Source organism: Sphingomonas sp. R-74633 (genome assembly GCF_013416555.1).
Taxonomy (GTDB): Bacteria; Pseudomonadota; Alphaproteobacteria; order Sphingomonadales; family Sphingomonadaceae; genus Sphingomonas.
In genome coordinates, this window is record NZ_JACCFG010000003.1 from 625,009 (window position 1) to 635,688 (window position 10,680).

Annotated in this window: 12 protein-coding genes; 11 read left to right on the top strand and 1 reads right to left on the bottom strand. The window is 68.0% G+C overall.

The features are described from left to right. Positions 1-29 precede the first annotated feature (29 nt). The 9 genes from HZY97_RS13255 (at position 30) to HZY97_RS13295 (ending at position 7,895) form a co-directional block, all read left to right on the top strand. Positions 30-692, top strand: coding sequence for a motility protein A (locus tag HZY97_RS13255; protein ID WP_180144309.1), 663 nt, complete (start codon positions 30-32; stop codon positions 690-692). Beyond that, complete coding sequence (locus HZY97_RS13260; protein WP_180144312.1) at positions 689-1,189, top strand: flagellar motor protein MotB; 501 nt, start codon at positions 689-691, stop codon at positions 1,187-1,189. The genes HZY97_RS13255 and HZY97_RS13260 overlap by 4 nt, the downstream gene beginning before the upstream one ends. Beyond that, positions 1,186-1,716, top strand: a complete 531-nt coding sequence (locus HZY97_RS13265) for a flagella basal body P-ring formation protein FlgA (protein ID WP_180144315.1) — start codon at positions 1,186-1,188, stop codon at positions 1,714-1,716. The genes HZY97_RS13260 and HZY97_RS13265 overlap by 4 nt, the downstream gene beginning before the upstream one ends. 69 nt (positions 1,717-1,785) lie before the next feature. Next, complete coding sequence (flgM, locus tag HZY97_RS13270; RefSeq protein WP_180144318.1) at positions 1,786-2,079, top strand: flagellar biosynthesis anti-sigma factor FlgM; 294 nt, start codon at positions 1,786-1,788, stop codon at positions 2,077-2,079. Then, positions 2,066-2,377: a flagellar protein FlgN gene (locus HZY97_RS13275; RefSeq protein ID WP_180144321.1), complete on the top strand. Its 312-nt coding sequence runs from the start codon at positions 2,066-2,068 to the stop codon at positions 2,375-2,377. The genes flgM and HZY97_RS13275 overlap by 14 nt, the downstream gene beginning before the upstream one ends. An 85-nt stretch (positions 2,378-2,462) precedes the next feature. Next, positions 2,463-3,356, top strand: a complete 894-nt coding sequence (locus HZY97_RS13280) for a lytic transglycosylase domain-containing protein (RefSeq protein WP_180144323.1) — start codon at positions 2,463-2,465, stop codon at positions 3,354-3,356. Between the two features lie 36 nt (positions 3,357-3,392). Next, a complete protein-coding gene (flhA, locus tag HZY97_RS13285; RefSeq protein WP_180144629.1) occupies positions 3,393-5,444 on the top strand; it encodes a flagellar biosynthesis protein FlhA in 2,052 nt (683 codons plus the stop codon). Positions 5,445-5,473: 29 nt separating this feature from the next. Next, entirely contained in the window at positions 5,474-6,208 is a 735-nt protein-coding gene (locus HZY97_RS13290; protein ID WP_180144325.1) for a sigma-70 family RNA polymerase sigma factor, read from the top strand. 319 nt (positions 6,209-6,527) lie between these two features. Further along, positions 6,528-7,895: a M28 family metallopeptidase gene (locus HZY97_RS13295; protein WP_257215037.1), complete on the top strand. Its 1,368-nt coding sequence runs from the start codon at positions 6,528-6,530 to the stop codon at positions 7,893-7,895. Between the two features lie 117 nt (positions 7,896-8,012). On the opposite strand, the gene HZY97_RS13300 is transcribed toward HZY97_RS13295, so the two are convergent. Beyond that, positions 8,013-8,831, bottom strand: a complete 819-nt coding sequence (locus HZY97_RS13300) for a flagellin (RefSeq protein WP_180144328.1) — start codon at positions 8,829-8,831, stop codon at positions 8,013-8,015. A gap of 222 nt (positions 8,832-9,053) precedes the next feature. Here HZY97_RS13300 and HZY97_RS13305 point away from each other — a divergent pair, with 222 nt between their 5' ends. Next, the gene (locus HZY97_RS13305) at positions 9,054-10,310 is read left to right on the top strand and encodes a sigma-54-dependent Fis family transcriptional regulator (protein WP_180144331.1); all 1,257 of its coding nucleotides are present in this window, start codon (positions 9,054-9,056) and stop codon (positions 10,308-10,310) included. After that, positions 10,307-10,678: a flagellar hook-basal body complex protein FliE gene (gene fliE, locus HZY97_RS13310; RefSeq protein ID WP_180144334.1), complete on the top strand. Its 372-nt coding sequence runs from the start codon at positions 10,307-10,309 to the stop codon at positions 10,676-10,678. Before HZY97_RS13305 ends, fliE begins: the two co-directional genes overlap by 4 nt. The last annotated feature ends 2 nt before the right edge of the window (positions 10,679-10,680 follow it).

Sequence of the window (10,680 nt, forward strand, 5' to 3'; positions counted from 1 at the left end):
CCGTCTCTTGCACCCACGCAGGCATGGATATGAATGTGCTTCCCGCGCTCGGGACCTTCCTCGATCCGCTCGCACTCGCCATTGTCGGCGGGGGCGTGGCTGCTGGCGCCGTGCTGCGCACTGCGTCGGGCGACCTCGTCCGCGGTGTCGCGGCGCTCGCCGTGCTGCCGCGCCGCCGCTTCGATGCCGAGCCGCTGATCGGCCAGGTCGCCGCGCTCACCCGGATCGCGCGGCGCCACGGCGTGATCGCGCTCGATCGCTCGAAGATCGAGGATCCGGACATCGCTGCCGCAGTCGCCGCGATCGTCGATGGCGCCGGGCCCAGGGACGTCGAGACCTTGCTCGAGCAGCGCCGCTGCACGCGCTTCGAGCGCCACCGCGGCGCCTGGGAGCTGTGGTCGGGTGCCGCCGAGCTGGCGCCGGCGATGGGCATGGTCGGCACGTTGCTCGGCCTGGTCGGCATGTTCGCCGCGATGAAGGACCCGCAGGCGATCGGCGGCGCAATGGCCGTCGCGCTGCTCGCCACGCTCTACGGCGCGCTGCTCGCCAATCTCGTGCTGCTGCCGATCGCGACCCGTTTGAAGCGCCGCGCCCGCCACGAGGCGCAGGAGCGCCTCCGCCTCCAGCCCGGCCTTGCCGCGCTGGCCGCGGTCGAGCCCGGCATCGGGTCGCTCAAGGAGATCGCCGCGTGACCGTGTTCGACGAAGATGAGCCCGCGCGCGCGCCCTGGCTGGTCACTTTGGCCGATCTGTCGCTGCTGCTCGTCGGCTTCTTCGTCTTCCTCCAGGCGACCCAGGTCGATCCGATGAAGCTCGCCGCCGGCATCCGCTCGGGCTTCGGCGCGAGCGAGGCAGGGCCGGCGCCGATGCCGGTCGACCTTGCCACCGCCACCGGGTTTGCACCCGGCTCAGCGCTGCCCACGGACACCAGTTCCGCGCTCGAATGGGCGCGCACCGCCGCGCGGGACCCGCGTACGCGACTGCGCGTGACCGGCGAAGTCGATGGCTCGCCCGCCGATGTCGACCCCGCGACCGGCAGCGGTCCGATCCTCGCCGCCGACCGCGCCCGCGCCGTCGCCGCCTTGCTTGTTCGCGCGCATGCGATCGACCCCTCGCGCATCGTGATTTCCACCGGCCGCGGCCAGCGCCGCGCCGTCCTTACTCTCGGCTTCGAAGGAGACCGGCCATGATCCTCGCCCTCGCGCTCAGCCTCGCCGCGCAGGACTTCCAGTCCACCACTGCGCTCGACACTGTCGTCACCCAGTTCACCGGCAAGGACGTCGGCGAGCAGGGCGGGGCGATCGCCCCGATCGACCGCCGCCTCAAGCTCGCCGCCTGCGCCGCGCCCCAGCTCGACTGGCGCAGCGAGACCCATGACGCCGTCGTGATCCGCTGCATGGCACCCGCATGGAAGATCTTCGTGCCCGTCGCCGCGGTGCCCAGGCCCAAGGCCGCCGTCCCCGCGCCGATGCCGGCCAACGTCGTCGTCCGCCCCACTGCGCCGGTGAAGGTCGAGCCGGTGATCAAGCGCGGCGACGCCGTCACGGTCGAGGCCGGATCCGAGGGTTTCTCGATCTCGCGCCAGGGCGTGGCGATGAACGACGCCCCTCCCGGCGGCCGCATCAGCGTCAAGGTCGACGACAAGCAGCCGCCGATCCAGGCGATCGCGATCGAGCCCGGCCGCGCCCGCCTGCCGGGCTTTGCCGAGGGCGACTGAAATTTTTCTGTAAAGCCTGCGCGCCTGCGGTCGTTTGAAGCATTGCAGGCACAGCAAGGATTGCAGGCAATGGTGGAATCAATCGGCACGAAGGCAGGCGCGGTCACCGACCGTCGCACTGTGCCCGTTGAACCCGCTGCCCGAGTGGCGGCGGTCCGCGCCGTGGCGGCCGATAGCCCCGCGGTGCAGAGCGCAGCGGCGGAAATCTCCGGCCAGGCCGCGGCCCAGCCCCCGGTCGATACCGAGCGTGTCGCCCGGATCCGCAAGGCCATCCAGGACAACAAGTTCCCGCTCTCGCCGTCGACGATCGCCGACCGGCTGCTCGCCTTCAAGCTCGATTGGAAGTCCCGTGACCCGTCGTGAAGCGCTGATCCAGGTGATCGAATGCCTGCACGCCGAAATCGCGGCGCTGAAGGCGAACGACGTCGCCGCGCTCGAGCGCGCCACCCAGGACAAGATCGTCGCGATCGACACGGTCGCGCTCTATGACGGCGAGGCCCCGGGCCCCGAGGTCCGCGAGCTCGCCGCCGAGGCGCACAAGCTCAACGAGACCTGCCGCATCTATGTGAACCTGATGGCGGCAAATGTTCGCCGCCGCCTGCAACTTCTTTCCGGTCAGCAGGCGCCGGCCTACAAGGCTGCAGGCTACGCGCTCGCCTGACGGGCGTGGATAACGCGCATTAACCAGAACTGGCACGGTCCTTGCTCCGATGGCCCCGAATAAGGGCAATCCGGATCGGGATTAGATGAGCGTCACTTCGGTCAACTCCAGGGCAAGCGTCCAGACGGCGATCGCCACGGCGAGCCGCAAGACCGGCATCGACTTCAACTATCTGCTCGGCCAGGCACAGGTCGAAAGCGGGTTGAAGGCCGATGCGCGCGCCGGCACCTCGTCCGCCACCGGCCTCTATCAGTTCATCGAGCAGAGCTGGCTCGGCGTGGTCAAGCAGCACGGTGCCGAGCACGGCCTGTCCTGGGCCGCCGACAGCATCAAGCAGACCAGCAATGGCCGCTATGTCGTCAGCGATCCCGCCGCGCGCACCGCGATCCTCAATATGCGCAGCGACCCGCAGACCGCGGCGCTGATGGCCGCCGAGCACGCCTCGGACAACAAGGCCAGGCTCGAGGACAGCCTCGGCCGCCCGGCGACCGGCACCGACCTTTACATGGCGCATTTCCTCGGCCTTGGCGGCGCGGACAAGTTCCTCAGCGCGATGGCCGACAGCCCCGACCGCACCGGCGCCGGCATGTTCCCCGCCGCCGCGCGCGCCAATCGCAGCGTCTTCTACGCGTCGAACGGCCAGCCGCGCACGCTGTCGGAAATCTACAGCCGCTTCGCCGGCAAGCTCGACCAGGGTGCCGCCGCCGGCGGTGCCACCGGCGCCGCGTCGGATGGCCTGAACGGCAGCTTCGACGCCGCCGCCCGTGCCTTTACCGACGGCGACAATGAAGTCGTGCTCGGCAATGGCGCGGTCGATAACGACCGGCACTGGGTGCAGAACACCCTCGCCCAGCTCAACGTCTCGCGTCCCGATGGCGCCGCGGCCACCGATCCGCTCGGCCGCCGCATCGATCCGCTGCGCCCGACGCCGGAAAATGCCCGGCTCGCCTATCTCATGCTCGCAAACCTCGGAGCGTAACGCCCAGTGTCCGCAATCACGCTTCCGCAGGGCACGGTGCCTGCCTTGAAGAGCTTCGCGCTGCCCGGCGCGATCCTGCTGCTCGTCGCGCTCATGGTCGTGCCGATCCCGGCCTTCCTGCTCGACGCCTTCTTCATCCTCAACATCATGATCAGCCTCGCGGTGCTGATGGTGGCGCTGAACGCGCAGAAGCCTTTGGACTTCTCCGCCTTCCCCACCGTCCTGCTGTTCGCCACGCTGTTCCGCCTCGGCCTCAACGTCGCCTCGACCCGCGTCGTGCTGGTCCATGGCCATGAGGGCGAGAGCGCCGCGGGCCATGTGATCGAGGCATTCGGCACCTTCATGATCGGCGGCGACTATGTCGTCGGCCTGGTCGTGTTCGCGGTCATCGTGATCATCAACATGATCGTCGTCACCAAGGGTGCGGGCCGCGTCTCCGAAGTCAGCGCGCGCTTCACCCTCGATGCGTTGCCCGGCAAGCAGATGGCGATCGACGCCGATTTGAACGCCGGCCTGATCACGCCCGACGACGCGCGCGCCAAGCGCCTCGAAGTCTCGACCGAAGCCGATTTCTACGGCGCGATGGACGGTTCGTCCAAGTTCGTGAAGGGCGATGCGGTCGCCGGCCTGCTGATCCTCGCGATCAACGTCGTCGGCGGCCTGATCCTCGGCGTCGCCAGCCATCACATGGCGGTGGGCGAGGCGGCTTCGACCTATGTACTGCTCGCCATCGGTGACGCGCTCGTCGCGCAGGTCCCGGCGCTGCTGCTCTCTATCGCCGCCGCCGCCATCGTCACGCGCGTCAAGTCGAGCGACGACCTTGCCGGCCAGATCGGCAGCCAGTTCGCCAGCTACAAGACCTGGATGCCGGTCGCGGTCATCCTCGGTCTGCTCGGCGTCTTCCCCGGCATGCCGCACTTCCTGATGCTGCCCGCCGCCGCCGGTGCCGGCTTTGCCGCCTGGCGCCTGCGCAAGATCGCCAACCGCCCCAAGATCGTCGCCGCGCCGCCGGCCGAGCCGACCGATCTGTCGAAGATCGGCTGGGACGAAGTCACCGACAACATGCAGGTGATGCTCGACATCGGCTATGGCCTCGTCCCGCTCGTCGACGAGCGTCGCGGCGGGCCGCTGATGGGCCGCATCACCGGCGTGCGTCGCCAGCTTTCCAAGGAGCTCGGCTTCGTCGTGCCGCAGGTGCGCGTGCGCGACGACATCAACCTGGCACCCTTCACCTATCGCATCGTCATCGGCGGCGTCGTCGTTGCCGAAGACAATGTCTCGCCCGACGAGATGCTGGCGATCGATACCGGCCAGGCTTCGGGCCGTGTCGGCGGCAAGCCGGTCAAGGATCCCACCTTCGGGCTCGACGCGCAGTGGATCGCGACCGGCGACGCCGATGCCGCCACCGGGCTTGGCTATCTCGTCGTCGATCCGGGCACCGTGGTCGCCACGCATCTCAACCAGTGCCTGATCCAGAACGCCACCGATCTGCTCGGCCCGGACGAAGTCCAGTCGCTGCTCGACGGGCTCAAGGAACGCTCTGCCCAGCTGGTCGCCGCGCTCTGCCCGTCGCCGCTGCCGCTCACCACGCTCACCCAGGTGCTGCGCGGCCTGCTCGCCGAGAGCATCCCGCTCAAGGAATTCCGCCGCATCGCCGCCGCCATCGCGGTCGCCGCGCAGCGGACGCTCGATGCCGAGGAACTGATCGAGCTGATCCGTCCCGAGCTCGGCCCGCTGATCATCCAGCGCCTGTGCGGCGTGCGCGAGCCGCTGCGCGTGATGACGCTCGAGGGCCAGCTCGAGGGGCTGCTCGGCCAGGCGGTCCGCTCGGATCCGTCGAAGCGCCACACGATCGAGCCCGATCTCGGCCGCCGCATCGCCGATGCGCTGCAGCACGCCGCGCAGCCGCTGATCGCCGAGGCCAAGCCCTTTGCGCTCGTCGTCCAGCCGTCGATCCGCATCGCGATCCGCAAGCTGATCCGCAACGTCCTGCCCGACACGCCGGTGATGAGCTTCTTCGAAGTGCCCGAGGACAAGGCCGTCGAAGTCGTCGCCGTGATCGGTGCGCCGGAGGCGCTGCCCGCATGAACGCTTTCACCCCAGGGAAACTAGACGCCATGGCTTCATTGGCACTTGACCCACCGCTGACCTACACGCCCGCGCCGCCCCGGCGCGATCCCGAGGCACTGGTGCGCAAGCATTTGCCTTTGGTGCGGCGGATTGCGTGGCACATCCACGGCTCGATGAGTTCGCTCGTCGAGGTCGAGGACCTGATCCAGATCGGGCTCGTCGCGCTGATCGAGGCCTCGGCGAATTTCGAGGATCGCGGCCAGGTCACGTTCGAGCAATATCTCGCCACGCGCTTGCGCGGTGCGATGATCGACGAACTGCGCCGCCAGGCGACGACCACGCGCGGGGCGATGCGCCGGCGCAAGGCCTATCATGAGGCGGTCTCGGCGCTCACCTCCGAGCTTGGCCACGCGCCCGATGACGAGCAGCTCGCCGCCCGGCTCGGCGTCACGCCCGAGAAGCTGCGCACCGACTATGCCAATGCCGAGGCGGTGCGCTTCGATTCGATCGACGACGCTTATTCGGACGAGAGCCCCTGGTTCATGTCCGACGAGCCCAATGCCTTTGAGCAGCTCGCCGAAAGCGGCCAGCGCGAGGCGCTGATCGAAGCGATCGCCGAGCTGCCCGAGCGCGAGCAGCAGGTGATCCAGCTTTATTATGTCGAGGAATTGAACCTCGAGGAGATCGGCCAGGTCCTCGGCGTCGGCGCCGCGCGCATCTGCCAGATCAAGGCGAGCGCGCATGCCCGGCTGAAGAAAGGCTTGGCGCGGCGGTTGGGGTAACCCCTTCGTCATCTCCTTCCTTGCTCCCCGGCGAAAGCCGGGGCCCAGGGTTTCTCTGCTCGGGCGCTTGTGGTCTTGGGCCCCGGCCTTCGCCGGGGAATAAGCGGCTGGCAATGTAGGATTTCGTCTGCAAGGCTCCTTCCATGGCCTTGGCAGCATCCTCTTCCGCGCTCGCTCCGCACCCGCTTCTTCTCACGCGCGCGCGTACGCCCGCGCGTGAGTGTCGTGACTTTCGTGACTTTCGGCGCCGTGTCTCCGCTTGCGCGACCCCGAGGCTTGCCCCAGAAATCCGCCCAACGAACCATTTGGGGGATTTCCATTGACCAAGCATCTGTTCCTGGCCGGCGCGATCGCGTTCGGCATGCTGGCAACGCCGGCCCTTGCCCAGGACAAGTGGACCGTCCGCCCCGAATGGGTGCGCGCGCATGAGAGCTTCCTGGCGAGTGATGCCCTGCAGGGCCGCGGCAGCGCGACCCGCGATGAAGCGATCGCCGCCGCCTATGTCGCATCGCAGTTCGAGGGTTTCGGGCTGAAGACCGCGCCGGGCATGCCCGGCTATCTTCAGCCCGCGACGATCGTGCGTACCAGCCTGAAAGGCGTAACGCTCACTGCTGATGGCGCTGCGATCGGCGGAACCTCGGTGCTGGTCGGCGGGCTCCAGCCGGTGTCGGGCAAGACGGTTGTCTTTGCCGGCACCGATCTGGCCAAGCTGCCCAAGGGGGACGTCGTCCTGGCGCGTGTCGACGGCCCCGGCATGCAGATGTTCGGCCTTTACCGCGCCGCCGGTGCCAATGGTGCGAAGCTGGTGATCGTCCGCGAAAACGCCGCGACCAAGGAAACGCTGGAGAAGTTCGGCGGCAAGCCGCGCATGCCGACCTATCTCGATGACGGGCAGGCCGGGATGGACGGCAACGGCCCGGCGCTGCTCGTGCTTCCCGCCGCCGCGTTCGACGCGCTAGCGGCCAAGCCAGGCGCCACGGTTGCCGCGAGCTTCGATGTCGAGAAGAAGACGAGCGTTACCACCAACGCGATCGGCTATCTGCCCGGCACCGATCCGGCGGCGGGGTATCTGCTCCTCACCGCGCATCTCGATCATTTGGGCGTGCGTCCCGATGGCGTGATCATGCACGGCGCCAATGACGATGCCTCGGGCACCACCGCGGTGCTCGAGCTGGCGCACGCGCTCGCCTCGGGCAAGCCGATGAAGCGCGGCATCCTGTTCGTCGCTTATGGCAGCGAGGAGATTGGCGGGTTCGGATCGACCTGGTTCGGCAAGCATCCGCCGGTGCCGATCGACCAGATCGTCGCCAATATCGAGATCGAGATGATCGGCGCGCAGGATCCCAAGCTCCCGGCCGGGCACATGATGATGACGGGGATGGAGCGCTCGACGCTGGGCGACACGCTCAAGGCGCATGGCGCGCTGGTCGCCGCGGATCCCTATCCCGACCAGCATTTCTTCGAGCGCTCGGACAATTATTCGCTCGCCAAGGTCGGCGTGGTTGCACACACGCTGTCGGGCTGGGCGGTGGTTCCGACCTATCACAGCCCCGAAGACACGCTGGCCAACCTCGACATTCCGTTCATGACCCGCGCGATCCAGTCGCTGATCGCGCCCGTGCGCAGCCTCGCCAACAGCGCCGACAAGCCGCAATGGAAGCCGGGCGGGCAGCCCGAGAAGAAGTAAAAGGAAAAACCCCGGTGGTCACTAGGACCACCGGGGCTCCCCATGCGCCCCCTCCGGCAAGAAGGGGTGACCGGCCTTGGTGCCTGTCAGGGGGGTGACACCCCGACCGGCACGCGCTTACTGAAGAAGCTTGAGGACCGACTGCTGGCTCTGGTTCGCCTGGGCGAGCATCGCCGTCGAAGCCTGAGACAGGATCTGAGCCTTGGCGAGCGCCGCGGTCTCGGTCGAGTAATCCGTATCCTCGATACGGCTGCGTGCGTCGCTCAGGTTTGCCACGTTCGACTGGAGGTTGTTGACCACCGACTCGAGCTGGCTCTGACCGGCGCCGAGGGCGGCGCGGGCAGTGTTGACCGTCTTGAGTGCGTCGTCGAGCGTATCCAGCGCGTCCGAAGCATCGTCCTTGTCCGAGATGTCGATCGCGACGGCGTCGTCGAGATCGATCTCGCTGAAGTCGAGGTCGACGGTGTCAGCTGCGGTCGAACCGGTCTGGATGGTCACGCTGCCCGAGTCACCGGCCGAACCGTCGAACAGGGCCACGCCGTTGAAGGTGGTGTTCGTCAGGATGTTGGTGATCTGGGTGGTCAGCGCGGTGACTTCGGTCTGCAGGTTCGAACGGTCGTCGTCCGAATAGGTGCCCGAAGCCGACTGGACCGACAGCTCGCGGATACGCTGCAGCATGTTGGTGACTTCGCCGAGCGCGCCTTCGGCGGTCTGCGCCATCGAGATGCCGTCATTGGCGTTGCGGATGCCCTGGTTCATGCCGCGGATCGACGCGGTCATGGTCGAGGCGATCGCCAGGCCGGCGGCGTCGTCCTTCGCGCTGTTGATGCGCTTGCCGGTCGACAGGCGCTCCATCGAAGTGGCCAGCGCGCTGTTGGCACCGGTCGAAGCATTGGCGGCGCGCAGCGCCGCGGTGTTGGTTCCGATAACAGTCATGTTCTTTACTCCATGCTCGTCGGCTTCCCATTTACCCCCCTGAACGGGAGCTCGGAGCCGCCAAGCCAAGGAACGGCCGCTGCGTGACCGACTTAAGCAAAAAATTTCGCCTCTACATGCGCACGCGTAGACGCGCCCGGACCAAGGTGGTGGCGGATTACGTAAATTTACGCGCCGTTAACCAACCTAGCGCCAAAAGGATGGTGTCCAGGGGGTTTACCAATGCGATCCATCGTTCCGTCCGCTGCCGTGCTGCGCCAGAAATATGCGCTCGTGTCGTCGCTGCGTGCCCAGGGTTTCGCCGTCGGCTCCTGCGAGGAAGGCCGCCCTTCCGCGAATGATCTCTTCCTGGTGGCCGAGGGCGAAGTGCCTCCCGCAGCCGCCCGCACGCTGATCCTCGGCGACGAAGGCCGCCAGGCGATCGCGTTCGGCGACGGCAACCCCGCCCGCCTTTCCTACACCAGCGAAGACAGCGCCGTCGGCGCCGGCTTCGCCACCGCGCTGCTGCGTGGGCCGCACGAGCCGGTTGCCGCCGACCCCGAGAGCCTGGCGCTGCTGGCGCTGGCCGAGCGCGTCGCCGCTTCCGACATCACCGTGCTGATCAACGGCCCGACCGGCACCGGCAAGGAAGTCCTTGCCCGCGCCATCCACAATGGCTCGACCCGCAAGGACGGGCCGTTCGTCGCGATCAACTGCGCAGCACTGCCCGAGACGATGCTCGAGGCGATGCTGTTCGGCCACCAGAAGGGCGCCTTCACTGGCGCCTCCTCGGGCGGCCAGGGCTTCTTCCGCGCCGCGCATGGCGGCACGATCCTGCTCGACGAGATCGCCGAGATGCCGCTGGCCCTCCAGGCCAAGCTGCTCCGCGTGCTCCAGGAGCGCGAAGTGGTGCCGATCGGCGGCACGATGCCGGAGAAGGTCGATGTCCGCGTCGTCGCCTGCGCCAACCGCGACCTCCAGGCCGAAGTCGCCGCCGGCCGCTTCCGCGCCGATCTTTACTACCGCCTGTCGGTCTTCCCGCTGATGACCAAGGCGCTCGTCGAGCGTCAGGGCGACATCGCCGCGCTCGCCGCCGCGATGGTCGTGCGCCACGCCGGCGGCCGCGGCGCGATGCCGTGGATCTCGAACGCCGCGCTCGAGGCGCTCAGCGACCATGACTGGCCGGGCAATGTCCGCGAGCTCGAGAATGTCATCCAGCGCGCGCTGCTGCTCTGCGGCGGCCGCACGATCGATCCCGAGCATCTGATCTTCGACCGCCCGAGCGCACCGCGCCTCGACGTCGAGGCGTCGGGCACGCTCTCCAACATCGTCCAGATGCACGAGTTCGCCGCGATCCGCGAAGTGCTCGCCGAATGCGGCGGCAGCCGGATCGAGACCGCCAAGCGGCTCGGCATCTCCGAACGCACCCTGCGCTACCGCCTCGCCAAGGCGCGCGAGCAGGGCGAGCAGATCGATAGCAAGGCGAGGGCCTCGGCATGAGCGGTATCGACGGTATCGGGGGTGGCGGCGCGATGAGCGTCGACCGGGTCATGGCGCTCCGCGCTTCGATCCTCGAGCGCAACACCGCGCTCGCCAAGGCCAATGAGACGCCCGCGGGTGCCGTCACCGGCGCCTCGGACAGCAAGGCCACGAGCTTCACCGCGTCGATGGAAGACGCGTTCAAGCAGGTCAACGCCGCCCAGAACCAGGCCGGTGCACTGTCCGAGGCTTATGAGCGCGGCGACACGGTCGACATCGCCAAGGTGATGCTCGCCCGCCAGCAGGCATCGGTCGGCTTCGAAGCGACCCTCCAGGTCCGCAACAAACTCCTGTCCGCATACAAGGACATCATGAGCATGCCGGTGTAATC

Coding starts and splice junctions, on each gene's coding strand:
- HZY97_RS13255 (WP_180144309.1), top strand. CDS start 30: ATGAATGTGCTTCCCGCGCTCGGGACCTTCCTCGATCCGCTCGCACTC.
- HZY97_RS13265 (WP_180144315.1), top strand. CDS start 1,186: ATGATCCTCGCCCTCGCGCTCAGCCTCGCCGCGCAGGACTTCCAGTCC.
- flgM (WP_180144318.1), top strand. CDS start 1,786: ATGGTGGAATCAATCGGCACGAAGGCAGGCGCGGTCACCGACCGTCGC.
- HZY97_RS13280 (WP_180144323.1), top strand. CDS start 2,463: ATGAGCGTCACTTCGGTCAACTCCAGGGCAAGCGTCCAGACGGCGATC.
- HZY97_RS13290 (WP_180144325.1), top strand. CDS start 5,474: ATGGCTTCATTGGCACTTGACCCACCGCTGACCTACACGCCCGCGCCG.
- HZY97_RS13300 (WP_180144328.1), bottom strand. CDS start 8,831: ATGACTGTTATCGGAACCAACACCGCGGCGCTGCGCGCCGCCAATGCT.
- HZY97_RS13305 (WP_180144331.1), top strand. CDS start 9,054: ATGCGATCCATCGTTCCGTCCGCTGCCGTGCTGCGCCAGAAATATGCG.
- fliE (WP_180144334.1), top strand. CDS start 10,307: ATGAGCGGTATCGACGGTATCGGGGGTGGCGGCGCGATGAGCGTCGAC.